General features: G+C 48.1%; 19 protein-coding genes and 2 pseudogenes. 11 read left to right on the forward strand and 10 right to left on the reverse strand.

Annotated elements, in window-relative coordinates; translation table 11 throughout:
• Positions 1-42 precede the first annotated feature (42 nt).
• The 3 genes from ACFS25_RS26340 (at position 43) to ACFS25_RS26350 (ending at position 2,639) form a co-directional block, all read left to right on the forward strand.
• Positions 43-1,131 (forward strand): alkene reductase, encoded by a 1,089-nt coding sequence (locus ACFS25_RS26340; protein WP_381507197.1) that lies wholly within the window; start codon positions 43-45, stop codon positions 1,129-1,131.
• 1 nt (position 1,132) lies between these two features.
• Positions 1,133-2,074, forward strand: a complete 942-nt coding sequence (locus ACFS25_RS26345; protein ID WP_381507200.1) for an NADP-dependent oxidoreductase — start codon at positions 1,133-1,135, stop codon at positions 2,072-2,074.
• A gap of 70 nt (positions 2,075-2,144) precedes the next feature.
• The gene (locus tag ACFS25_RS26350) at positions 2,145-2,639 is read left to right on the forward strand and encodes a cupin domain-containing protein (RefSeq protein ID WP_381507203.1); all 495 of its coding nucleotides are present in this window, start codon (positions 2,145-2,147) and stop codon (positions 2,637-2,639) included.
• A gap of 391 nt (positions 2,640-3,030) precedes the next feature.
• Here ACFS25_RS26350 and ACFS25_RS26355 read toward each other — a convergent pair.
• A pseudogene (locus ACFS25_RS26355) lies at positions 3,031-3,231 on the reverse strand (helix-turn-helix domain-containing protein); the annotation flags it as partial.
• Entirely contained in the window at positions 3,197-3,640 is a 444-nt protein-coding gene (locus ACFS25_RS26360) for an SDR family oxidoreductase (RefSeq protein WP_381507206.1), read from the reverse strand. The gene ACFS25_RS26360 and the pseudogene ACFS25_RS26355, both read right to left, overlap by 35 nt.
• A gap of 353 nt (positions 3,641-3,993) precedes the next feature.
• Between ACFS25_RS26360 and ACFS25_RS26365 the strand changes: the two genes are divergently transcribed.
• On the forward strand, positions 3,994-6,552 hold the full coding sequence (locus tag ACFS25_RS26365; protein ID WP_381507209.1) for a family 20 glycosylhydrolase: 2,559 nt from the start codon (positions 3,994-3,996) through the stop codon (positions 6,550-6,552).
• A gap of 908 nt (positions 6,553-7,460) precedes the next feature.
• On the opposite strand, the gene ACFS25_RS26370 is transcribed toward ACFS25_RS26365, so the two are convergent.
• The 4 genes from ACFS25_RS26370 to ACFS25_RS26385 form a co-directional block, all read right to left on the reverse strand.
• Positions 7,461-8,615 carry an FAD-dependent oxidoreductase gene (locus tag ACFS25_RS26370; protein WP_381507211.1) on the reverse strand — a complete coding sequence of 385 codons (1,155 nt, stop codon included), beginning with the start codon at positions 8,613-8,615 and terminating at the stop codon, positions 7,461-7,463.
• A gap of 30 nt (positions 8,616-8,645) precedes the next feature.
• A complete protein-coding gene (locus ACFS25_RS26375; protein WP_381507214.1) occupies positions 8,646-9,404 on the reverse strand; it encodes a helix-turn-helix domain-containing protein in 759 nt (252 codons plus the stop codon).
• 141 nt (positions 9,405-9,545) lie between these two features.
• Positions 9,546-9,737 (reverse strand): IS3 family transposase, encoded by a 192-nt coding sequence (locus ACFS25_RS26380; RefSeq protein ID WP_381507216.1) that lies wholly within the window; start codon positions 9,735-9,737, stop codon positions 9,546-9,548.
• 520 nt (positions 9,738-10,257) lie between these two features.
• Positions 10,258-10,392 carry a hypothetical protein gene (locus ACFS25_RS26385; RefSeq protein WP_381507219.1) on the reverse strand — a complete coding sequence of 45 codons (135 nt, stop codon included), beginning with the start codon at positions 10,390-10,392 and terminating at the stop codon, positions 10,258-10,260.
• A 1,132-nt stretch (positions 10,393-11,524) separates the two neighbouring features.
• Between ACFS25_RS26385 and ACFS25_RS26390 the strand changes: the two genes are divergently transcribed.
• The 3 genes and pseudogenes from ACFS25_RS26390 to ACFS25_RS26400 all read left to right on the forward strand — a co-directional run bounded on the left by ACFS25_RS26390 (position 11,525) and on the right by ACFS25_RS26400 (position 16,002).
• Positions 11,525-13,462 carry a primary-amine oxidase gene (locus ACFS25_RS26390; protein WP_381507222.1) on the forward strand — a complete coding sequence of 646 codons (1,938 nt, stop codon included), beginning with the start codon at positions 11,525-11,527 and terminating at the stop codon, positions 13,460-13,462.
• A gap of 191 nt (positions 13,463-13,653) precedes the next feature.
• Positions 13,654-13,763: pseudogene (locus tag ACFS25_RS26395) on the forward strand (IS481 family transposase); the annotation flags it as partial.
• 220 nt (positions 13,764-13,983) lie between these two features.
• Positions 13,984-16,002, forward strand: coding sequence for a M13 family metallopeptidase (locus tag ACFS25_RS26400; RefSeq protein WP_381507225.1), 2,019 nt, complete (start codon positions 13,984-13,986; stop codon positions 16,000-16,002).
• A gap of 239 nt (positions 16,003-16,241) precedes the next feature.
• On the opposite strand, the gene ACFS25_RS26405 is transcribed toward ACFS25_RS26400, so the two are convergent.
• From ACFS25_RS26405 to ACFS25_RS26415, 3 genes are all read right to left on the reverse strand, one after another.
• The gene (locus ACFS25_RS26405) at positions 16,242-18,107 is read right to left on the reverse strand and encodes a tetratricopeptide repeat-containing sensor histidine kinase (protein ID WP_381507228.1); all 1,866 of its coding nucleotides are present in this window, start codon (positions 18,105-18,107) and stop codon (positions 16,242-16,244) included.
• Between the two features lie 348 nt (positions 18,108-18,455).
• On the reverse strand, positions 18,456-19,133 hold the full coding sequence (locus tag ACFS25_RS26410; protein ID WP_381507231.1) for a hypothetical protein: 678 nt from the start codon (positions 19,131-19,133) through the stop codon (positions 18,456-18,458).
• Between the two features lie 658 nt (positions 19,134-19,791).
• On the reverse strand, positions 19,792-20,175 hold the full coding sequence (locus ACFS25_RS26415; protein WP_381507234.1) for a hypothetical protein: 384 nt from the start codon (positions 20,173-20,175) through the stop codon (positions 19,792-19,794).
• A 219-nt stretch (positions 20,176-20,394) separates the two neighbouring features.
• On the opposite strand from ACFS25_RS26415, the gene ACFS25_RS26420 reads away from it, so the two are divergent.
• Both ACFS25_RS26420 and ACFS25_RS26425 read left to right on the forward strand, forming a co-directional pair.
• A complete protein-coding gene (locus tag ACFS25_RS26420; protein ID WP_381507237.1) occupies positions 20,395-21,570 on the forward strand; it encodes a DUF2235 domain-containing protein in 1,176 nt (391 codons plus the stop codon).
• A gap of 85 nt (positions 21,571-21,655) precedes the next feature.
• Complete coding sequence (locus ACFS25_RS26425; protein WP_381507240.1) at positions 21,656-22,081, forward strand: BLUF domain-containing protein; 426 nt, start codon at positions 21,656-21,658, stop codon at positions 22,079-22,081.
• 230 nt (positions 22,082-22,311) lie between these two features.
• Here ACFS25_RS26425 and ACFS25_RS26430 read toward each other — a convergent pair whose 3' ends face one another.
• A complete protein-coding gene (locus ACFS25_RS26430; protein ID WP_381507243.1) occupies positions 22,312-22,836 on the reverse strand; it encodes a hypothetical protein in 525 nt (174 codons plus the stop codon).
• Between the two features lie 412 nt (positions 22,837-23,248).
• Here ACFS25_RS26430 and ACFS25_RS26435 point away from each other — a divergent pair, with 412 nt between their 5' ends.
• Both ACFS25_RS26435 and ACFS25_RS26440 read left to right on the forward strand, forming a co-directional pair.
• The gene (locus tag ACFS25_RS26435; RefSeq protein ID WP_381507246.1) at positions 23,249-23,830 is read left to right on the forward strand and encodes a hypothetical protein; all 582 of its coding nucleotides are present in this window, start codon (positions 23,249-23,251) and stop codon (positions 23,828-23,830) included.
• 287 nt (positions 23,831-24,117) lie between these two features.
• On the forward strand, positions 24,118-25,842 hold the full coding sequence (locus ACFS25_RS26440; protein ID WP_381507249.1) for a PAS domain-containing sensor histidine kinase: 1,725 nt from the start codon (positions 24,118-24,120) through the stop codon (positions 25,840-25,842).
• The last annotated feature ends 76 nt before the right edge of the window (positions 25,843-25,918 follow it).

A 25,918-nucleotide genomic window follows, 5' to 3' on the forward strand; every position in this document is an offset into this window, starting at 1 on the left:
AAATCAATACAGACATTTGTGGCGTGCTAACCCCCACAACTCATGAATAAAATTCTGATGCCCTATTCAAAAGGGGCACTACGCCTTAAAAATCATTTGGTGATGGCTCCCATGACGCGTAGCCGGGCCATTGATAACCTGCCCAACGCCTTAATGGCCGAATACTACGCCCAGCGTACCGGAGCCGGCTTACTCATCACCGAAGGAACAGCACCTACCCCCGAAGCCCTAGGGTATCCACGCATCCCCGGTATTTTTTCCCAGCATCAGGTTGAGGGCTGGCAAAAAGTTACGTCGGCCGTTCATGCCGGTGGCAGTAAAATCTTTGTGCAATTGATGCACACCGGACGAATCGGTCATCAGGATAACCTCCCCCAAGGAGCTGTCTTAGTGGGCGCTTCCGACCTAAAAGCCGCCGGGCAAATCTTTACAGATACCGCCGGGCTACAAGACTATTCTCAACCCCAGGCGTTGACTACCGATGGGATTGCCAACATAATAGGTGGGCATGTTGTCGCAGCTCAATATGCAATCCAAGCCGGGTTTGACGGGATTGAACTCCACGGAGCGAATGGCTACTTGCTCGAGCAATTCTTAAATCCCACTGTCAACAATCGAACGGATGAGTACGGAGGCAGCCTTCAAAACCGCAGCCGACTACTTATCGAGATGGCCAAAGCCATTGCCGATGCAATTGGTCCTCAAAAAGTTGGCATTCGTTTTTCGCCCTATTCAACGCTCGGCGATCTGCCGCCTTTTGCCGACGACGAGGTGTTTGAAACCTACCAGCATCTGGCCCAGGAACTGGATGCACTCGGTATTGCCTATATCCATATCGCGGTCAACATGCCCATTCCGCAACGAACGTTCGATGCGGTCCGCACGGCGTTTACCGGTACCATCATCCTGTGTAACGGCTTAACGCCCGAAACGGCCGAAGCGGCACTGCATAATGGCTTTGCTGATTTGGTTGCCTTTGGACGCTCTTTTTTAGCCAACCCCGATCTGGCCGAACGCATCGCTCAGCAGGCTGAGCTGAACCAGCCCGATTATACAACCCTATATACACCAGGGGCACAGGGCTACACTACTTACCCTACACTACTTAAATCAACCCTTGAATTGACCTGACATGAACGCAATCGTATTATCCAACTATGGTCCCGCTGAAAACTTACGTTTTCAGGAGATACCCACGCCCACTCCGGCGGCAACTGACGTATTGATTCATATACAGGCTTCGGCTGTCAATAAGCTCGATATTCTGAAAGCATCCGGAGCCATGCAAGCGGTTTTCCCACTACCTCTACCGTGGATTCCAGGCATCGATTTTGCCGGGGTCATCGAAGCCGTCGGCGCTCAGGTACAAGGCTTTAGTGTGGGCGATGAGGTGTACGGGGCAAGCCTACTGGGTGGAGCCAATGCCGAATACATCGCTATGAACCCCCAATTCATTGCCCACAAGCCCCGCACGTTAACCTTCATAGAAGCCGCTTCCGTACCCGTAGCCGCCGAAACAGCCTGGCAGGTGATCTTTCAGGATGCCCAGCTGGAAAGTGGCCAAACCGTTCTAATTCATGGGGGAGCCGGTGCTGTAGGTTCCTACGCGATTCAGTTCGCTCATCAGGCCGGTGCGAAGGTCATCGTAACGGCGGCCGCCGACTCGGAGGATTACGTAAAAAGCTTAGGCGCTGATGTGTTTATTGATTATAAACATGAGTCATTCGAATCCGTAGTTGACCCCGTGGATGCGGTGATTGACTTGGTTGGGGGCGAGGTGCAACAGCGCTCTTATGGGCTCATCAAAGCGGGTGGTTATCTGGTCTCGACCACCCAGCCGGTTTCGGCCGACTTGGCCGCGAAGTTTACCATTCAGGCTGTGTTTGCGCAGTTGCAACCTTCCCACCAAGGCTTATCCAACATAGCCAGCCTGATTGACGAAGGAAAACTGTCGATTAACCTCGGCGACGTATTTCCTTTAGCCAAGACCGTCGAAGCCTGGCATGCCATACTGGAAAATCCGACAGCTTCGATCCCGAAAAAGAACGGTCGGATTGTGTTGGATCACGCTTAACTCCGTAGTCGGCTTCGATTAGGCCTGGATATGCTCACAATAAATAACTCAACCTGTCAACTAAAAAAACATGGAAGACAATAAGTTAATAACAACGGCCGCTGACCAAGGTCAGCATATATCGGTGGTAGGGGATACCTATCGACTCGTGATCACAGGTGGTCAAACTCAGGGCGCTTATGCTGTCATTGATATGCTCATTCCGCCTAACGGGGGGCCAGGACCTCACGCTCATCCCCACTTTCAGGAGTCATTTTATGTCCTGGATGGTGAGATTGAAGTCAAAACCGAATCGGAGACCTACATTGCCCGGAAAGGCTCTTTTCTGAATATTCCAGCCGGGGGCGTGGTTCACTGTTTTAAAAATAAATCGGACCAGATCGCTCACCTATGGTGTACGGTGGTACCGGCTGGTTTGGACGATTTCTTTCAAGAAATTGGTACGCCTGTAGCTGCCGGTACGTTCTTACCTCCTCCCCCGATGGGTCCTGATGAGTTGAAGCGACTAGCGGCAATTGCCCAAAAGTACGGGCAGCAAGTATTCCCACCAGATTATTTAGGGTAGCCAGAAGGTTACGTTTTAGCCCTCATTGTCCAACTCAACAACTGACTCCATGACGTGGTTGAGTTGGTCTTACTAAATCAGGTGTCAAATTTCATCTTTTCGGGGGCAATTAACAACATGAATCAGCGTCAGCACTGAGGAAGCCAAGTTCGTCCAGACACATCAGCAGGTCAATCATCTTTCCTGTCGTCAGGTTATCGGCTACCCATTCATAGGTAGAAGCGTTACCGGTCTGGCTGGATGGCAGGGCATCTACATGGGATTTTTGCGATGAATCCTCTGCTTAGAAAATGAATTTAGCAATCATAGTAAATTTAATGATGGGGGTATTCCTGCCTCGGCTGCCCCCTTACCTACAACCTATAACCATCTCTCTAAAAACGAGTTGCCATCAATTCAGGTTAAACGACTGCTTGAATTCCAGGGGCGAAAGAGACATCTTAGCCTTGAAAAGTTTGCTGAACGATTGGGAATGCTCGAAGCCTAAGGCATACGCCACTTCACTAATTGATAAGTCCGTAGTCGATAGCATTTCTTTGGCTCTGTGAATCAGCTTTTCATGAATGTGCTGCTGGGCGGTTTGCCCGGTCAATACGTTGCTCCACGTTGTAGTGGAAGAGCAGGATGCCCGTGTCTTTATCCGTGTGAGCGCCGATGCTGCTCAGGTGCACCACCTTCCTAACGCCTGCGCGTTCCACAGCCTTCTTGTAATTCTGACCGATCTGGGTGATCTCGCCGATAAAGTCCAATGACTTAACAAACATATCGCCGACGGCTTCCATAGTTTCCATTAGATAGACGATGTCTGCGCCGGTGAATGCATTAGCCAAGAAATCGACGTCCTGCATAGTGCCAATGGCGGCTTTTGCGCCGATGGCGTTAATGTCGGTTTTTCGTTGGGCGTTGCTGCTGATCACAGTGACCGCGTGTTCATTTTGTACCAACGCCTGTGCGAGACGTTTGCCTATTTGGCCTAATGAGCCAGTTAATACGATGTTCATTTGCTTGTTTTTTTATACAAAAGTCCACCCTAATGCCTGAATCGCTGTTGCCAAAACTCCCTTTGTCGTAGCCAAAAGGAAGGGTGTGCACCAGGTATCCCTGCAAATTGATCCAGGTAGAGTAAAAAAATATCATTTGGCTATTCATTCAGTACACCTGATGCACAGCCTAGATAGTGCTTTCCTGGAATCAATCTTGGTGAACCCGCTCAAACGTAATGCCACCTTCAGGGAATGGAGTAAAGTTGGCCATGTACGTTTTTTGACAAGAACCCGGCAGACTACCCTGTAGGGGTTAAACTGAACTAGTTTACATTAAATTTGCTCAATTATTTATTCGTCTTTTCTCAAAAATGAAGGTTTACTTTCTGTTATCGCTCTTATTTAGCCTGTCTGTAGTAGGCAGCTACGCACAAACCGCTTCGTCCCCAACGGACCGTACCCCGAACGATCCGTTGGGGACGAAGCCGATTACCCTCAAACTAACCTTAGCCGATAATAATTACCAGAATAAGGCTCGTTCCCGCTCGGTGCTAACGCTCACCAACTCCGGCGACGCTACCTTGCCCGCTACGGGCTGGAAGTTGTATTTTAACGACGGAGACCCCGCTAGTGACGATACCAGCGTTGCGCAGGTGAAGCCCGTAAACGGTGATCTCTTCTATTTAAGTCCCGGTCCGGCATTCAAAGCTGTCCCGCCGGGCCAGTCGACGACGATGGCGTTTCTGTCGGGTAAAATTCGTAGTGCCACCGATTATGCAGCCGGGTTTTATTTGGTCTTCGACAGTAAACCGGCACAGGCCTTCCCTATTTCGCTAACCATCGACCCGGCTGGGCAGTTCGAGCGAGCCGACCGTCGTTTGGCTGAACGGATTTTTGATCAAAACGCATTGATCCAGCCAATGGCTGACGATAAATTGACGAATGTGTTTCCAACGCCCGTTTCGTATCAGGCAACAGGACAACCCTTCCTGCTGGATAATCAGGTTGTTATCGTGGCGGACAGGGAGTTCAGCGCGGAAGCAGTATTATTGGCCAACAGCTTAGCTACGGTGGTCAATAAAAAACTAACCATCCAGACCCAGGCAACGGGCAAGGCGATTACGCTACGTAAGAATTCGGCTATTGCGTTGGAGGGCTACGAGTTGCAGATTAATCAGGACGGCATAGTGCTGTCGGCCTCGGCTGGAGCGGGCATTTTCTATGGTATTCAGTCGCTGCAAACCTTACTTCCGGCCAGTGCGCTGTCGGCAAAATCGGGTTCGGTCACTCTGCCCGGCCTGCGGGTGAAAGACGCACCCCGGTTTGGATATCGCGCCCTGCTGATGGATGTAGCCCGGAATTTTCAGCCTAAATCAGAAGTACTCAAAGTGCTGAACCTGATGGGTTTATACAAATTCAACGTGCTTCATCTGCATTTTACTGATGACGAAGGTTGGCGGGTAGAGATGCCGTCTCTGCCCGAACTAACCACGGTGGGCGCCACGCGGGCGCATTCGACCGACGGACTAACCAGTATCCTGCCAGCCTACGGCTCTGGTCCGTCCGCCGATAACCCCGCCGGCACGGGTTTTTACAGCAAAGCTGATTTTGTGGAAATCCTCAAATACGCCCATGACCGACATATTGACGTGATCCCGGAAATCGAATCGCCAGGACACGCGCGGGCCGCCCTCCGGGCGATGGATGCCCGCTATGACCGACTGATGAAAGCAGGCAACAAAACCGAAGCCGAGCGGTATCTGCTCCGTGATTTAGGGGACAAATCGGTGTATCAATCGGTACAGGGCTTTACTGATAACGTGATTGATGTATCGCTGCCATCAACTTACGCTTTTCTGGAGCGGGTGGTTGGCGACCTGACAGGCATGTATAAAGAAGCCGGTGCCTCCCTGAAAACGATTCACTTCGGGGGCGATGAAGTACCAGAAGGTGTGTGGGCGAAATCGCCCGCCGTCCGGCGATTGATGGCCCAGAATTCATCTATAAAGTCTACCGATGATTTGTGGTACTATTACTTTGGGAAGATCAATCAACTACTGAAAACCCGGGGTTTGTTTTTATCGGGTTGGGAAGAGATCGGGCTGCGTAAAGTGGTACAAAACGGGAAGTCGGTGTGGGTACCCAACGAGGCTTTTGCCCACGAAAACTTCCACGTCAACGTCTGGAAAAACAGCCCCGGTTCGGGAGCTGAGGACTTAGCCTACCGCATGGCCAACGCAGGCTACAAAGTGATTCTGACACCGGTTACTCACCTTTATATAGACATGGCCTACAACCCCTCGTCGGGCGAACCGGGGCAGTATTGGGGCGGCTACGTTGATACCGACAAGCCGTTTTACTTTATTCCTTACAATTATCTGCGAAACCTAAAGGACGACAGAACCGGACAGCGTATCAATCCGTCGTCCATTAAAAGCCGGGAAGCGATTACGGAAAAAGGCAAGGCCAATATAGTGGGTATCGAGGCTGCACTCTGGTCCGAAACGAATCGAACTCCATTTCAGTTCGAGTATAAGCTACTGCCTAAACTGTTGGCGGTGGCCGAACGCGCCTGGGCTAAAGACCCGGCCTGGGCAATCGAAACAGACGACCGAAAAAGTGAACAACTATACAGGCAGGCTTGGTCTGAATTTGTTAACCGGGTTGGCAAACAGGAACTACCCCGGTTAGACGTGTATGGCGGTGGTTTTCAGTACCGAATACCAACGGCGGGGGCCAAAATCATCGAGGGAAAAGTAGTGGCCAATGTCCAGTTTCCCGGCCTGACAATCCGATATACGATGGATGGTACCGACCCCAATGCTACAAGCCAAACCTATTCCGAACCCCTGACTTTTACCAACACGATCAAACTCAAAGTTTTCAACGCGGCAGGCCGGGCCAGCCAAACGGTGACGATCAATAAATAAGGTGAACTCGGGATTGTGATTACCACTTATGAACAGGTTATATGGCCTAGGCGGGCCGATTTCTATGGTTTATGCAAGAACTGGCATATACTTTTTGTCATATTTTTTGCCCAGTGCCGAATTTTGGGATGACTGACTTGTAACCTAAAATAGGGTACTTTAGCCAGTTTATTACAAGTACTATCGACCATGCAATCCTTATCCGATTTGCTGTTATTGACTTGGGATTGATTCATTCAGGCGGTTTGCTCCAACAGTTTGGCGGCTCGCTCACAACACACAGTCTGATCTTGCTGGAACAGGATGGGGCTAGCCTACTAGAGCTGGATGGATACAATCGCATACGTGACGTTAAACCTGTTTAACGTCACGTATGCGATTGTATTGGACAGTTATTAAAGATCAATCGTACGATTAAAGAAGGGATTTCGTAAACAAGTATATTGTACATATAATAATCCTGAACGGTTGGTCACCAAAGGTTAATGCTAATCTGGACAATGTAGGTAATTTGACACTTACTAGATTTGTTTGCAGGCTCATTCTAGTTTAAATCATTCCGAGAAACGCCAAACAATAAATTATCCAGCCGATGCCGCTCTTCTCCGCCGAACTACTCCCCGTTTTCGTTTTGGCCGCGCCACGGTGGCCCGGTTTTGCACTTGCTGGACAGACGGTCGGTTAAACAATCAATGTCAATGAAGCTGCAATCGGGATCGGTTTTTCAAACGCTCTATTTTCATTTCCGCCCGCATAGGCAGGTACGCCGAGGTCCGGTGCCAGCCCCGCCGTTTTGCCGCTAGGACTCTCTTTCAGTGGCACGTTTTTTTTCTAGCCTGCCTCAATCTGGAGATTTCACCGGACAATCTATACTCAAAAAATATCTATGAGTTTATTTGGTTATCTGTTTAACTAATGACTTCAATCATGTGGGAAATGGCTTCGGGCGAATGCAATAAATCGGTTTGCTCTAACGACATTATTGCCGCTTTAGCCGCTCTATCCCGCATCTGGTTTTCGTACATGGCAATGGCGGATTGGCTGTCAGAAAACGCTTCACTAGTCAGACATTGGCTCAACTCCAAGGCGTCCAGCATCGCCATATTGACGCCTTCACCGGCATAGGGCGGCATCAGGTGAGCGGCATCACCGAGCATCGTCAGGTTGGGCAGCGCGTCCCATGTCTGGTCTACCGGCATACAGTACAGCGGCCGGACGACAAAATGAGGATCGGCCTGTTTGAATAGCTCTTGCCAACTAGGGTCCCAACCGGCGTATTCGTCGTTGAACCAGGTCAGTACCTGCGCTTTGTTGGCGAAGTTGATCCCGCTCGTGCGGTACCAGTATTCATCGGTTTTACAGCCAGTATAAAATATTAGGCTACCGTCGCCTTTGGCGCTAATGATCAGCGTTTTGTCGTCGCCGAATGCAAAGATTTTACCGCCATTGACAAGCCTATACATGCCGGGCGCTGCTGATTCCGAATCATATATCGTCCCTTCCACACTCGTGATGCCCGAATAAAAAGGCCGGATGGGCGTAATCAATGGTCGTATTTTTGAGTTGGCCCCGTCAGCGGCAATAACCATATCGGCCCGGGCCGAAGTACCGTTCTGAAACTGAAGCGCCCAAGTCGCGCCCACGAGTGTTAGTGACATTAAATAACTGTTCCACACCACCGTACCGGCTTGCAGCGAGTCCAGCAGGATGTTCCGCAACGGCCCCCGGTCGATCTCGGGTCGGAAGCCTTCGTGTCCGAAGGTTAGTCCGTCTGCTTCCGCATGTTGATTGACCAGAATAGCGGCCTGCTTATCCATGATGTGCAGCTTGTCGGCGCCGGGCCGGAAATTTGCCTTAAAAGCGTCCATCAATCCGGCTTCCCGGATCGCTTGTAAACCGGAATCGTCATGTAAATCCAAGGTAGCACCCTGCACCCGGACATCCTGGTTAACATCCCGTTCGTACACCTGTACGTCAGCCCCTTTCAATTGTAAAAGTCTTGCCAATGTTAGCCCACCGGGACCTCCACCAACGATGGCTATTGTTTTGCCTTGTATGATCATGGTTAAAAACCGTTTAAGTACAAGGCAAAATTATTTTTTTGGCATGAGCGAGAATTGTATAAATCGGTCTTTGAGATTTTTGCTTAGTTCTTTGGGAGCCACGCCCGCATATTTTTTAACCTCATGGATAAAGTGTGCCTGGTCGGTAAAGTTTTGCTCAGGAAATAATTTGCCTTCTTTGATGTGGCCAAATGAAGCCCGGAATCGTAAAATATTACAGTAAGTTTTTAGGGGTAGGCCAAACCAGTAATTAAAATACCGGTTTATTTGTCGGCTGCTCCAACCAACCGTTTCGGCAAGTTCGCTGACCGGTATGGAGCCATGAGAAGCGTACAGTAAGGCAACTAATTTTCGCTTTCGTTCATCTACTTCTTGGTTGACCAGGCTCGTTATGTGCTTGGATACCTTTTGGCAAAAACGATCAAAGTCGGTTAAGTCGTCAGGGCTAAGGCCCCAAAAATCGACAGGTAATACCGAACCCGTGTTCAGCAGCGAAGCAACCGATGTATGCAGGATATATTCGACCGCCAGTAAGGTTAAGCTGACGGCAAAAATTTTAGACTTGGGTACAATAGCTGTGGCACTTGGTTCGACATCTAACCCCCGAATCATTACATGATAGGCGTTTGTCGGAGAAACAGAAAAGAAAATATCGATTCGGCCATCGGGCAATACAACCACTTGCTGTTGCTGATCAGAAGGATTACAAAGCATCCAATAACTTTCTACAAAATCAGAAAGCGTTCGATCCGGTTCAACCATCTCAAAGTTAAGCGTACTTACTAGCATATTGTCTGGCCGAGTAGGTAATTAGATATGTATACTTAACTGAACCAGAAATACTTATAGCACTTACAAGGCAGATGAGGTGGACCCGTTTTGCGGCACACTGAACTTGCAAGTTTTGTGTGATACTCCTGCTCAAACTGTTCAGGGCTTTTGTAACCCAGCGATGAATGCTTCCGCACCTGATTGTACGGGGCCGCCCGTGCAGTATATTTCAATATAGTCGAAGATTTCGGTTCGAGCATCCTCTACACTTAAGGATGTACCTCCTTCTACTAGTTCCGATTTCAAGTGGCCGCACGGGTGGCCCCGTCCAGAACGACTCGGCAGCAGCATTGTCGTACGGATAGAGGTAGAAAAAGGAAATGATGGCTCCTATTCTGGCCGCCATGCAGCCCATAAAAGACGCCGTTGAGCATCATAACCGGGAGTTCGGATCTATGAAGAGGCTATCTCGGCCTACCGTAAATGGTATAGTCGGGCTATGGCGATGAAACATGTTTTCAACGGAGTACAAATTCAGAACACAATTACAATGAGCGTCCTGGCCTTTTTACAAACACCTTATACTATATGGGGGTAAGTCCTCGGTTATCCGATTATCGCTCACAAGCTCAGCAGTAGCTATTGGTTTTAGAAATTACGTGGCAATGGATTGAGTATTGATCTGTTTATAGCTGTTTTTTTTCATACAATGGATTACCAAACACGCTTTTATTCTTTACTGATTTTTAGCTGGTTATACAGAGTTGCTGGTTGTTTTTCTGATCTTCGGGAAGAAACCTCCGGGTTAGATAGAACTGGAAGGCATTTGAGTCGTAAGCAACCCACAAACAAGGCGTTTCTCGCTCGTCGCCTAGCCAAAAAGTTTACTTAAAAAGTGCTTAAGCAGTTTGACATCAGTAGACCGCTCATCACCCGTATACGCATTTTGATTCATCCGTCGAAACTCACCAAAGGTGCTAATTCCAAAGCCGATAAATAACATCATGACAAACGAAGTATATATAAGAATATCTAGATCTTCCATTTTATCGCTTAATTTTTAGATTGAAGTAAATCAGCACCAATAGGATAGTTGGTGGCCATAAGCCAATAAAGATGGCCCGTAACTTGTCATGGAGAAAAATATAAGTATATTCAGAAAAGAATATGAGTAGGATTGCCGATAAGAATATTGCCAATTCTGTTTTTTTGAACTTACTGTCCATGATAATAGGGATTTGTTTAGACCTACTCGCCAAGCGATATGCCTATCAAGTGTTTGGTATACGTTAATGTTTTAAATAAGTTATTTAAAATCAAGAGTTTACGGATTTGAATACGATCTTGTCTGATTGAGCTCTTAAGCCTGACTCAAATGCATCTACCCATTTTGTCGGAGTCGTTTATTGTTGAGAAATCCAATGCCTTATGATACCAGACTCCATAGAAAGTTGTATTTTTATTAGGATCATCTTGTAATCATCTCTATAGACTGTGTTCTAAATTAACGCTTACCGGATGGCTGTCATCAACTAGATCGGTGATTGTCTGAAGGTTGTACTTTGTTAAGAAGGGTGTTGCTTAACGTGGATGATTCGATATATGGTCATTGGAGAGACAAGCGCTCAAAGTAAAAAAGCGTCTTTGTTTATGCACAAAGCGATGCGTCCCCGTTGAATTAATTTTTTAAACCTGCGAATCCCTGGATTGAGCGCGATTCCAAGCATGTACATGTTGCCTTATCTATTGCCCGCCCCATACTCAGCATCGATGTAGAAGAGCGGCATTGGGCGGTCCGCCGATGCACTCCTCTACAGTCAGCGAAATGCTCCTTTGTTGACCCTAGATTAGACCATCAGATGCATTAATGTAGGTGGAAGCCTAAGCTTCGACGGGTCGCCGTTGCGCTGGTATCCGTTCAAGAAAGTGAGGTACGCCGGGCGCGAAATATACAATATGAAGCGCTGTTTCGCTGATTTTACTATCTGTCCAGTGGCCCGCACCGCTAAGCGCGGTTCCCCGCCGGGACCAGCGGCTTAATCAGTAGTATATGCCTTAACAATCTGTGTAAAATCGGCATAACGCTAGTACAAAGCCACATTTTAGCATATCTTGTTAATACTAAAGCCAATACAACCATGCAACCAGTCGCTCTTCCGATTATCGGCGTTAAGCATCCGTTAACGCCCCTGACGGCTCAGGAAATACAACGGGCCGTACGTATTCTGAATGAACAGGCTTCCATAACCGGAACCACACGGTTTGTTTCCATCTCGCTCAAAGAGCCGCCTAAAGAAACGGTTCTGGCCTTTCAGCCAGGCGGTGGGATGACACGGCAGGCTTTTGCCGTTGTATTCGATAATCAGACTAATGCCTGCTACGAAGCTGTCGTGTCGCTGGACGAAAAACGACTTCTGTCATGGACCCATGTGCCGGGTGTACAGCCAACCATGACAGCCGACGAGCAGATTGAGTGTGAACAGGCCGTACTGACGTCGCCCGAATTTCGGGAAGCATTGCTTCGATATGGCATTACCAACCCCGATCTGGTAACGGTCGATATCTGGACCGTTGGCAACTACGGAGCCGATGAAGAAAGTACCATGCGCTTGGCCAGGCCCCTATGCTTTCTTAAAGTAGATGAAACCGATAACCCCTACGCCAAACCAATTGAAGGCTTAAAACCAGTTGTAGATCTGAACACCATGCGGGTACTACGGGTTGAAGATTACGGCAAATGGCCTCTGCCACCCCAGCAGAGCAACTATCGCGCCGACCGGGTGCCCAACCAACGTACCGATCTTAAACCCCTCGAAATTACCCAGCCCGAAGGCCCCAGTTTTACGGTCAATGGCTATGAAGTGTCCTGGCAAAAATGGAATTTCGTTATCGGTTTTAATTCGCGGGAGGGCTTAACGCTGCATAACCTGACGTACGACGATAACGGAAAGAAACGGTCGATTCTTTACCGGGCTTCGCTTTCGGAAATGGTCGTTCCCTACGGCGACCCCGGTGTTACGCAGCGACGCAAAAATGCCTTCGATACGGGCGAATACGGTATGGGACAGTGTGCCAACAGCTTAGAATTAGGCTGCGACTGCCTGGGCCACATTCAGTACTTCGACGCGCACCTAACCGACAGCCGGGGCCAGTTATTGACCATCAAAAACGCGATTTGCCTTCACGAGGAGGACTATGGGATCCTATGGAAACACACTGACCGCCGGGACAACCACGTGGAGGTACGTCGGTCACGCCGGTTGGTAATCTCGTCTATCTCGACGGTTGAAAACTATGAATATGGCTTTTACTGGTATCTCTACCAGGACGGCAATATTCAGTTTGAAATTAAACTAACCGGTATTCTATCACTGGGCTCGGTACACGAGGGTGAAAAACCGAAGTGGGGAAATCTGGTAGCGCCCCTGGTGTATGCCCCAAATCACCAGCACTTTTTTAATGTTCGACTCGATTTTGCGGTGGATGGGCCACAAAACACGGTCTATCAAATGGACATTGTAGCCGATGAGGTAAACGAAGATAATCCGTTTGAGAATGGGTTTTATGCGCAGGCTACACCCTACGAAACCGAAAAACAAGCCTGCTCGAATCTCAACATCGATTCGGCGCGCTTTTGGAAAATTGCTAACGAAAATGCGCCGAATGCGCTCGGCGAATCACCCGCCTATAAATTTTTTGCGGGCGATAACTGCAAACCTTTTGCCACGCCAAACGCCAGTTGGCGCCGACGAGCGGGCTTTGTAAACAACCACGTCTGGGTAACGCCCTTCGATGAAACGCAATATTTTGCGGCTGGCGATTATCCGAATCAGCATGTCGGGGGTGACGGATTAATCAAGTGGGTCGAGCAGGATCGGCCCATCCGAAATACAGACGTAGTGTTCTGGTATACAATGGGTCATACGCATATTCCCCGGCCTGAAGATTATCCAGTGATGCCAGCGGCTTACATTGGTTTTCTACTTAAGCCACACGGTTTCTTTAACGAAAACCCATCTAACGACGTACCCCCAGCGGCTAAGACAAACAACGCGTCGGTCAGTTGCTGTCATTAATCAAGTGATGACACGAGGTTACAACAAATGTGTAGTACCAGCCTGTGATGGTGTATTTTCGCGACTAGAATTTCAACCAACCTATGGCGTAGTCGGGAAATTCAAGGACTATCCGATCGGCTAGTTGCGCGTGGATTTTGCCGAAATACAGACATACGCCGGTCGGAAACAGGCCTCATCAGCCTTAGGCTGGTCAACATATTTTCGACCGCGTTTGCCAAGAGCACGGTATTGAACACCGCTTTACCAAGCGGCTAACCCCTGGACCAACGGCCCGCCGAAGCGCGTGAACCGCACCATCTAGGAAGCCAGATTGCATAACTGAACAATGATCGAGGTTAAGACCACTAGTAAGCCTATTTGCTGGCTATTAGCCACGCTAAACGGTTGAAGATGTTGTGCGGTAGACCCCATACGAATTTGTCTGCGCTGAGTGGCAAAAAAAAATAACTATTTTTACTCGAGACCCGATTTAGTTTACTTTGGAACCATACAATCAGCCACCTGTAACATTAAAAACAATGAAAAGACTAGTATATTTCTCTCTTGCGCTATTATTGGCAGGAGCTTGTAAGCACGTTTCTGATACGGATACAAAACGTGTAGTCCTAACGGGAATTGACACTTCAAAAAAACCAGGGGATGATTTTTTTATGTACGCCAACGGCATTTGGTACGATACCGCCCGGATACCGCCCAGTCAGACAGGCGTAGGTTCGTATTCTTTTATGAATTTCCCGCAACGCATACGGTTGCAAGGAATTTTGGACAGCCTTTCGGCAAGCACTAATCCGGCAGGAGGCATCGAACAAAAGGTGGGCGATTTTTATGCGTCAGGAATGGACACATCTGCCATTAACAAACGCGGTTATGAGCCCATCAAGCCCGTACTCGCCCGCATCGATGCCGTGACCGATGTGCCTTCGTTGTTGAAGTTGGTGGCTGACGAACAAAAAGCAGGTGATGGTTCCATCGTTGGTTTTTCTGTAGGTCCCGATGATAAACACAGTTCGGTCAATATTGCTCAATTTTATCAAGCCGGAATTGGCTTGCCGGAACGGGATTATTATTTTAAGACCGATTCGTCAACACTCGCTATTCAAAAAGCGTATAAAAACTATCTCACCCGCTTGTTTGAATTGACAGGGACAGATGTCACTGCCGCCCAGAAAAACGCAGCAGTAGCCTATGAAATTGAAAAACAATTAGCCACCGTACACCGAACCAATATCGCTCTCAGGGATGTAAAGGCTAACTATAATAAACTGGCGGTCACTGCTCTGTCCAAAAAACAGCCTATCCTAAACTGGACAACGTTGTTAACCGACTTAGGCGTAAAGGCTGATTCCGTCAACGTAGGGCAACCTGCTTACTATGACAAGCTGAACACGATGTTAAGATCGGTTTCCCTCAATGATTGGAAAGTTTATTTAAAAGCCAATGCGCTAACTAATTATGCGAATTTCTTAAGTCAACCTTTTGTTGATGCGTCTTTTGCCTATACAAAAATTCTGACCGGACAAGCAGTTAAGAAAACACGTGCCGAAGAAATGACGCAAGCGGTTGATCGCTCGCTGGGACAGGCACTGGCTCAGTTGTATGTAAAAAAATATTTTCCGGAAGATGCCAAGAAACGTATGGGTGTATTGGTCGATAACCTGGAAAAAGCATTTGAAGCCCGCATAAACAAGCTGGATTGGATGAGCGATTCTACCAAAGTAAAGGCAAAAGAAAAACTGTACGCGTTCACAGAGAAAATCGGTTACCCGGATAAATGGAGAGATTATTCGAAAGTGGACGTGAAACGAAACGCTTATTTTGAAAACCGGTTGTCGGCGAATAAAAATGATTACCTCTACAGCCTGGCTAAAGTTGGAAAGACTGTCGACAGAACGGAATGGTTTTCGACTCCACCCACGGTAACGGCTTATAACAATCCTCCGCTCAATGAAATTGTTTTCCCGGCTGGAATCCTACAATCCCCTTACTTCGATTTGTATGCCGATGATGCGCTCAACTATGGCGGCATCGGTATGGTAATTGGTCACGAAATCACGCACTCGTTCGACGATCAGGGAGCCCAATATGATAAAGTCGGTAATGTGACCGACTGGTGGAAAAAAGCGGACTATACCAAATTCAAAGCCAAAACGCAACAGGTGATTGACCAATACAATTCGTTTACTGTGCTCGATTCGATGCATGTAAAAGGGGCCTTAACCGTGGGCGAAAACACCGCCGACATTGCTGGGGTTGCCATTGCTTATGATGCCTTTAAATTGACCGAGCAAGGAAAAGACACGACGAAACTTGATGGCTTTACACCCGATCAACGTTTCTTTATCTCGATAGCAAGAATATGGCGTGTCAAAACAACGGATGAGTTTATGCGTATGTATGTAAACACCAATCCGCATTCACCGGCCAAGTGGCGAGTGAACGGCCCGCTAATGAACTTCACGCCTTTTTACAAAGCCTTTGCAGTGCAACCGGGCGATAAAATGTATAAACCCGAAAATAAAAGGATAATCGTTTGGTAAGGTTTGGCCTAAAAGAAGCGCATCAAGCGGATAAGGTGCTCTGTGGTCACTTTGTCCGCTTGATGCGTCTTTGGTAGCTATCAACCCAGAAGACTAGTAACTAACCTAATTCAATTTTGCCTTTTTGCTCCGTACTCTTCTGTTTCACGCTGGAACTAGTATAAGGTATCGAAAAGGTAGTGAACAATGCAAGGGTGTATAACAACGACCAAAATAGGCTGGTAAGACTTAACCGAGGGTTAGGAAAGCGAGCGAACGGGCTGGGCCGAACGCGGAATCAGCAGCCGAAAGCAGGTGCCCGCCTGGTTATGAAAGCTCATCTCGCCCCCTAGTTGCCCGGTTAGTTCCCGAATCAGCCGCTGACCAAAGGTGGGTGGATTGACTTTACTTGTTGATCGATTGTCAATCCCGGCCCGGCCACCACGCGGCTTGTCCGTTGGGCCAGGTCGGGGTAAAACGGGCCACGTTAGTCCGGGACCGTCCAGTCCGGGACCGTTGTCCTGCACTTCAATGAGGAGTCGGTCGGCGGGCTGGTTTGGATCGGGCTGTAGCAGCACCTTCAAATACGGACGGGCTTCGTTGGTATAGGCGTATTTAAATGCGTTGGTTAACACCTCATTTAAAATCAGACCCAGCGGCACCGCTAGCTCCACATTGATCTTGATATCGGCTACCTCAATATGACAATCGAAGGTTTCCGGGTTAAATCCATAGCCGATTAGCAACCCCTTGGTCAAATCCGTTATATAGGATTTTATGGGCACATCCATTAGGTTCTCGGTTTGATAGATCTGCTGATGAATGAGCGAGATGGCTTCAACCCGTCGTTGACCATCCTGTACCGCCTGAACGGCCAGTGGATCAGTGAGTCGTTTCGACTGCATCTTAAGCAGGCTGGAGATTATGGCCAGGTTGTTCTTGACCCGGTGGTTAAGTTCACGCATCAGCATAGCTAACCGGTCAGACTGTTCGCTGATTAGCGTATTATTTTGGGAAACGGTTTGGTTGGTGTTCATCAACTGGCCATTCACCCGTTGAATGATCCGGTATTGCCACAGGCTAAGGCCCAGCAGGGCGAGTAGGGCCAGTAATCCCACCGCCTGCCAGCTGATCTGGGTGAGCTGTCGCCGATTGTCGCGATCAAGCTCATTGATTCGGGCTTGTTTCTGAGCCGTTTGGTAGCGGGTGTCGATCTCGGCAATTTGTCGACTTTTTTCTGTGCTAAGCAGGTTGTTCCGAGACTCATTGCGTAACCGCTCATAGGTTAGCGCCTGGGGATAGTCACCCTTCGATTCGGCAATCTGAGCCAATACCTGGTACACCTCCGTCAGGTGTTCCTCTTTTCGTTCCGGATCATGAGCTAGGCGGCTCAGGGCCAGCTTAGCGTAGCGTTCCGCTTCCTTGATCTGCTTCAGATGCAGCAGAACGACTGGTAGATGCAGGTATGCATAGAGGATACGCCTTTGGTCGTCCTGCTGGTGACCAAAGGCCAGACAGCGACGAAACGTCTGTTCGGCTTTCCTATAGCGACCAGCCTGTGATAAATGCTTCCCATACCAATCCAGCGCACTGTAGTAGTTATCCCAGTCGCGAGAAATTTGCATGATCGTCAGTACTTTTTGTTCAGACGAAAGCAGGGAATCAAGTTGACCCTGCCGTTCCCATTTATTCTGCTCAATAAAGAAGCCGGGAAGCCGGGTAGGCAACTGATTGTAGCGCTGGTTAAGTTGGGCAAACTGCCGGACATAGTGTTGGTAACTGGGTTCGTTTTTCTGAAAATGGTACACCTCACAAATCCGCTCAAAAACGATTTGTTGTTGATCATACAGATGAAGGGCTCGGTAGTGATTGAGAGTCTGAAGATAGGTTTGAATCGCCACCGGATGATTCCCCTCCGTTTCGGCCAAATGGCCCAGGCGTAGCATGAAGTACGCTTCCCAAGTGGTCAAATGGTTCTTCTGGGCAGTTTTTAACGCAGCCTGAATCAGATTTCTCGCTTCCGAAAACCGGGACTGCTGATTGAGTAATCGAAAATATTGGCCGATCCAAGGGAAGCGTTGAACTGGGGGCAAACGGGAGATTTGCTTACGTAAGCTCGTTTCCATTGGGCTGCGTGACACGGGTTGAGCGGTGCTAAAGAGCCCCGTTAGTAATAGGATCAGCAGCATGCCAGTGCGTATTGGACTCATCGGCGGTTTAAGTGGCTCAAGTGGGCAGGCTTTTCAAGCTTGCTTACCGGTAAGGTCTGGCTGGAGAGTAATACCTCCCGCTCAGTAAATGTACTATTTCGGTTTAGATTAATGGCGTAGAAGCGATGAAGGCTGACCAACTGTGGAAGGTTAAGCCGCGTTGCCACAAGACTTATCGTCAGCTGTATGGCATAGCGATGGGTTGCCGTCACCAGAATCGGGCTTTGTCTTCAACGATCAGCATATTGATGGGTGTTTCCATGGTTAGCGACAAATTTGATAGTCAATGACAACGGTATCCTGGATGGTCGTCAGGGCATCGGTGCTGAACTGTCCAGTCATATAGCCGTGTGAATCCCTTTGGTAGGTAAGCCTCAAATCGGAGCGTTTAATGAGTTGCGTCGGCTTGTTAGGAGGGGCGTAACGATACGTTTGGATGTGTCTGGCGAGATGAGGACTGAGGGGGAAGATTTCTCCCCAGGTCATCCACGGGAAACGGTTCAGATCATATGGAATACCCCGAACCAGCGCATAGGGACTATTCACAGAGACGTCAAAGTCACGTTGTATCACCCGGTAATAAAGAACGCCCTTGTCCGTTCGCACGTCGAGCTGCACGTATCGCCCCTGCTGATCCAATTGATAATGGGTCGAATAAGCGGGCAGGCCACTGTTATGTAAGGGCGTTCCACTTAGCCCAACAATCTGTCCGCGGGTATTGAGGCTGACCTGATAGCGATAGATGGGCTGCCCGGCCTGAGAAAACTCTATGGATGTCAACTGGCCATTGCGATAGGCATACTTGCTCGACCCAATGTGGTCTCGCACCTGCTCCAGTAGCCCCTTTCGGGTATAGGTAAGCCATTGATCTAAGGGATAATAGTGGCCACTGACAGTTAGCTCGGCGGCTGTGCCATGCTTGAGCCGGCTGGTGGAATCCATAGTATACACATAGTAATTTGAATTATAGGCCCGCCAGATCATCCGTCTACATAGACGGGTTGAATCTACATGAACGCTATGATCCGGCGGCTTGGTTCGGGCGTGTTGCTGGGCGTGTTGATCATTGGTGCAGCTACCCATAGCGGCTAGTAATCCTAAAAGAACAATCAGTTTTTTCTTCACCTCATTTACCCCAGATCATCGGACGAATACAGCTCAAAGTACGTATTTTTAGCTGTACGTACGTAGGTGCATCTTGGAAAAGTTGATAGTGACTGTTGTAAAAGTAGATCAGTATATAATAAAACTGATCAGGTATTGACAGGGCTAGTACCATACAGTCTTGTTCAACGGAAGTAAAGCGCAGGTACTTCTTCAGGTTATACGCTATAGCCGCTACGTACATTAGGTTGGCTGTTGCTTCCTGGCTCCGGTTAGTTAATTAGACTACTTAGGGCTCCATTGTTACCGAACGTGATAATGTTGCTGAGCCGTTGGCCAGCTTTGTTCGGCGTATCTTTTTGGATAGCAGCATAATAGCGGTAAATATGCTGTAAGCGCTTAGCCTGGGAGCGTTTAGTTTACCTAATGTGAGAATATATGCGCGTGGGATATACCCAAAACAGCAACATAAAAAGCGGGGAAACTATTGGGTGGTTCACTGGCTGGCCAAGCCGAAAAACGCTATCGCCTGCGTGGGCGTGTCTACATTTGTGGCGGTAGGGCCATTCAGGCGGGGAAATCGGAAATAGGCTTGAGGTACTACGTGTCCACCGCCCTTTACCGTATACAGCTCGACCACTGGCTGCTTTGCCCGCAACCAGGAGTGTTTGTCAACCGGGAGTGTTCCGGGGCCTTCTGAATGAATTAGCCTCTGCGATACAGGATTTTGCGCTATTCCGTTACGACTGGCAAAATATTCGGCGGTGGCATGGGCAGAGAGGGCCATCCCCCGGCTGGCGAAACCAAACAACGTTACCTCTCCCCCATTATAGGGCATGATTGAGTCTGCTGTTCCACTATGTCGGTCTAGCCCGGGCATGTATCAAATCGTATGTTTAGCGGGTTTTTAGTTAAGGTAATAAAGAAAAACAACCCTATCCCGTGCGTAGCGGTTTTCTTTAGTCATCTTCTATAAGGTGTAAATGGACAGGTGCACGCGTGTTCTTCTTTCCCGTATTGTCACACCAACCGATTACGAACAAGTTTAGCAGGCCGACTTTAATTTATAGTATATTTTGGTTCATAAACTACATCGCTTATGAGCAAGAAAATCATTGTCTGCTCGGACGGTACTTGGAATGACCCCGAACAACTCGACCGAGGAAGCCTGGTACCGACCAACGTCGTTAAACTAGCTCGGGCCTTGGCTCTGGCCGAGCAACCGGATCAGAAAATCTTCTACGACCCGGGCATTGGAACCGGCAATCTCATTGACCGATGGACGGGAGGACTGACGGGAAAAGGTCTCATAAAGAACCTCTTCGACTGTTACGGATTCATTGCCCAGCACTACGAACCCGGCGACAAAATTTACTTGTTCGGCTTCAGCCGAGGGGCCTATACAGTCCGTAGCCTTTCTGGACTTATCAGCCGGTTTGGCATCGATAAATCGCTCAGTCAGCAACAATTAGCCAAAGCGACTACATCTGCAGCAACCGGCCATGTGGCCGAAACACGGACTGACGAAATCCCTAACGAACTCCAATCCATTCAGCATCAGTACGAGCAGTACAAACGGGAGGCTACTGCAGAAAAAAAAGACGAGGTACTTAATGAGTTTAAGAATAAAACCGATTGTTACGAGCCTGAAATCGAAATGATTGGCGTATGGGATACCGTAGGCAGCTTAGGGATTCCGTTGCCCTTACCCCGGTTTCGCTACTTAACCATGTTCAACGCCTGGCTGGAAGGCTTGGTGCTGGGCAAATACCGATTTTTAAACGTTCAACTTAACGCCCGGGTGCATGGAGCTTACCATGCGCTGGCCATTGATGAAAATCGGAAGGCGTTTTTACCCACCCTGTGGAAGAAAGACCCAATTGCTCCGCCCGAGCAAATTCTGGAACAAGTTTGGTTTGCGGGTATCCACAGTAACGTGGGCGGAGGTTACGCGGATGCGGGTTTGTCCGACAATGCCCTGCTGTGGATGGTCAATCGGGCACAACGACATGGCCTTGTGTTTAGCGAACCGTACTTGAGCCGCCGGGTTAATCCGGATTCGTTTTACGGGGAACTGCGCGACGAGCGTAAAAAATGGACTAAGAAACTCTTGTTTACGCCCTGTCGCCGACCCATTGCCCAGCTTTGCGAAGAAGCCGGCATCCGGGTTGTTATTGCACAAAGTGCTTGCAAACGGGTAGAATCAGCTATATGCAAAAAAGTGTATCGGCTACCCGAAGGCCTTGGGCCAGCAGAGTTTGAGCCCGACTTTTGAGCTTGATAAAACTCAAACCGATTGACCTCTTACCTCAGCTATAAATAAAAGTCTATAGTGTACTAGTTCTTCAATTAAGTTATATATGATAGATCATTGTATCGTTTATGTGAGCAGCTCCGTTGAACTGCTCCGAGAGGTAGACCTATCCACTCTTCTTCTACAAAGTCGCCAGGATAATGCTTTGGCAGGTATTACAGGTGTTCTGCTGTGTCTGAATGGACGTATCATTCAAGTGCTGGAAGGAAACCAAGAAGCGATTGAGGCTCTATACAACCGAATTAAACAAGACCGAAGACATACTAATGTTACAACAATGTTTAGCCACCCAATTAAGCAACGCCTTTTTGCTTCCTGGAGTATGGGATATGAGACGCTAACGGCTCGCCAACTTGAAGAGATTACGGTAGTTGTGAATCTGGATAATGAGCAGGAAACGGTTTTTAAAGCAGCTGGCGCGACTATTTTAACGATGGTCAAAGCATTTTATGAAAGTAATCGCACTCATTAAGGGGCACTCGCCAGGGCTTTGGTATATGTCTTAAGTTGACTTGTCACTTTCCATTAAAAGGATTTTCAGGTATTCATCAGCCCCTTCAGGTAAATATGGATTCGCCGAAGGGATTTGAACTAGCTGTTGTGGGCCGTGTATACTACTGGTGCAGGATTATTAGTTTAAAGGTAGGAGGTTGTAAATGAGTCTGATACCTTACTACTTGGGTCGGCTGAATGAATTGAGAACTAGGCGGACTCCAATTGGGTGAGTCTATCTAATGCTACTTTTTGCTGAGCTTTAATTTTCACTACGTACGCTTGATAAGTACTCAACATTGATTCGTAATCGGTGACGAATTTAGCTTTTCGGTTTTTTTCGCAAACAAGATTTTTAGCCCGTTTCCGTCCTGTCTCAAGTTGGAGGATCATTTGACAAGATTGCTCCAGAGTAGCCTGACCAGCCTTGATTCGTTGCTTCGTTAGGTCAATCAACCACTGGTCGGCCTCTGAGATTATTTTTAGAGGCTTCCTCAAAATCTGTTGCCATTGCTTCTCCAGCTGCTGAAGTGCAAAAGAGATGGTGACTCCATCAAAGGCTTGGGGTGGCAATTGGGTTCGTTGTTCGTTGTCGAGAATCTCAGCCTTGACTATTTGGTTTTTTTTCAGTGAGACTGTGCTTAATGCATCGCAGGCTGTCTCTATGGTATTAAACCACCAGGAGTAATGATGAGACTGGTTGTATGGGTCAATCGTTGAGAAGATAAGAAGCATAGCGAAGAGTCTAATTTTGAGTATGTTACAAGATAGTTAATCCTTTTTAAGGAAGCAAGTTTAATTTCCTGGTAAGTTAAGCGCAGTGATCATGACCGGGTTAGCAGAAGGGGTCAACCTCATACGTAAAGGAGTTTGAATCAACCTTAGAGGGATGGACTGCTCAGTCGTTGGGTGAATCTTTGGAGCTGAACTACTGCGCTGGTGTATGATCAGATTCATCTTACCTTATTACCGATGAGACTGAACCCCGCGACAAATACACCACTTACTTGACAGTGTTTCGAATAAAATAACTATTGGCAATTCCAGGCTTTATGCAGGAATGTCGGAAGTCAACCATTTACTAACTACTTTGTAATTAATTATAATTGAGTAATTTAGTGTCTTTACACCCTGTTTTACAGGCGCCATGGATAGCCCAAAAAATACGCTTGACTGGACACTTGTCCAAGTAGATTACCTGGAAGATAACTATGGTTTTACCAGTTTCGTTGAGCTGGCTAAAGCCCTTTCCAAAGACCCTGAAGAGATTCGGGCTAAAGTCAAAGAAATGGATTTAGCTGGACTTTTTATTGTAACTGAGAACTCAACGATAAAGACCAAACTGGCTGTTCGACAGTTGATGCAGGACAACAAGCGGTTCCTGCCCAACGGATGGTTAGTTGGCTTATCTATGGGTCACTCAATGTTACGGTCACTGTGTAGTCAAATTAACGAGGGAGATACATGGTTGGAAGAGGTAGAGGAGGAGCTAAACTCGGTGCTGGATGCCTTGGTTCAACTCTTCGAACTATCTCCATTACTGACTGTTGGCGATATGCTTAAGGGTGAAGATGTCGGTCAGGCATACCGAATTACTGGACGGGAGTTTCGACCCGCCCAAAAAGAAATCAACTATTATTTGACCTATCTCTATGGGAGTGAGGGCATTCCGGAAGAGTATGACGATGAGGATGAAGAGAACGAAGACCCGCTTCATCAATCATCATAAAAATTAATGCGTTTTGGTACACAACCCCCGCTATCCGAATAATCATCCCGATTGTTCGGATAGCGGGGGTTGGTGGAATTGCTGATTAACCTAAAAATACACATCCTGTTGTCTAACTTCTGCCAGTTTGGCGATTTTTTAGGGAAGTAATTCGCAAATCGGTTCTTCACTAACTACCGGTAGCCATCGCTGATTTTTAGGGCCATAGTAGTCACCGCTTCTTATCTTGCATCACAAACACCTATCCGTACTCAATGACCGGTGAGCAAAAACCTTTTAATCAAGACATGGCCGCCAGGAATGAGCGGTTAAGCGGGGCCCTGCAAGAGGCCCATGTCGGTACCTGGGAGTTGGATCTCAGCAACCAGCAGCTATACTGGGACGAACAGTGTAAAAAGCTCTATGGGTTTTCCCAAGACGATAGCGTACTCTTTGAACAAGTCATTCGACATATTCATGTCGACGACCAGTCAAAGGTGAGGAATGCTATGATTTACGCTTTTAACCCGCGCTCAGGTGGTGATTATACCATTCATTTCAGGATGATTAAAGACGACGATCAGCAGTTGCATTGGCTTCATTGTCAGGGTAAGGCGTATTTTAATCAGGACGGGAACGTGTACCGCTTTTTAGGAATTGCTCAAGATGTTACCCAGGAAATGCAGACTCAGCAACAGCTACTGGATAGTGAAGTACGCTATCAGGTTTTAGTAGCCCAGTTGAATCGGCAAGTACAGGAACGCACTGAAGAACTGGGCGTAACTACCGAAGAACTATCCGTAAGCAATGAAGAACTAGCTGCCAGCATTGACGATCTTGTGGTTGCTAATAATGGATTACAGGCCAGCCGAGATCGCTTACAGCAACTATTTGAACAAGCTCCCCTAGCCATTGCCCTAGTTGAAGGACCCAACTACATCCTGGAGATTGCCAATTCGAGTCTCTGTGCGCTATTGGGCCGGACCTCGGTTGAATTGGTAGGGAAGCCTATGTCGGCGAGTTTCCCGAAAATCCTTGATCAATCCGTCAAAGCGCTTTTAGATGAGGTACGCCGAAGCGGTAAGCCTTTTGTTGGAACAGAGATGGCGGCTACTCTCCAGCGAGATGAACACGGTGCCATCGGCTACTACAATTTTGTCTATGAGCCCCTACGCGAACCGGATGGAATCAAGCGCGTGCTGGTCGTTATGCATGATGTAACGGAATCAGTATATTCTCGCCGAAAAATAGCGGTCATTAACAAAGAATTAGTGGCCACAAATGCAGAGTTGACTGAATCCAACGAACTGCTGAAGCGGTCCAACGAGAACCTGCAACAGTTTGCTTATATCGCAAGTCATGATTTGCAGGAGCCGCTACGCAAAATCCAATCCTTTAGCAATCTGTTGAAAAGTCAATATGCCCTCCAACTAGGTGAGGGGGTTACTTATCTGGATCGTACGGAGTTGGCCGCCAGTCGAATGTCTACATTGATTCGAGACCTGCTGAGTTTTTCGCGCATCTCCATTCAACGGGACACCAGCATTGTGGTATCGCTTACGGATGTCGTTCAGACAGCTATCAACGATTTAGATCTGGTAATTCAGGACACCAGAGCGATGGTAGAAATCGGAACTTTGCCCATGGTATTGGGCGATCCTTCACAATTAAGGCAGCTCTTTGAAAATTTGCTGAGCAATGCTCTAAAGTTTCGGCAGCCTGACCTACCTGTTCAGATTCGAGTCACGGCTCACCAGGTAGCGACGAGTGACTTACCGGCTTCGGTCAAGCCAGGCCGTGGAGCTGAGGCTTACTATCGCATTGACGTATCGGATAATGGCATTGGCTTTGATCAGAAGTACCTGGACCGTATTTTTCAGGTCTTCCAGCGGCTACATAACAAGAGTCAGTATGCGGGAACGGGTATTGGGTTAGCCATTTGTGAAAAGGTGGCTCTCAATCACGGTGGGGCCATCACAGCCAGCAGTCAACCAGGTAAAGGCGCAACATTCAACGTCTATTTACCCGCTTAAAATAGTATTATCAGTTCTTACACACCCGGCTAATCGTCGATGAACGTATTTGTCGTACCAGACTTCCTGAGGTTAT

Origin of the sequence: Spirosoma flavum, assembly GCF_042686045.1 — a bacterium.
Classification (GTDB): Bacteria; Bacteroidota; Bacteroidia; order Cytophagales; family Spirosomataceae; genus Spirosoma; species Spirosoma flavum.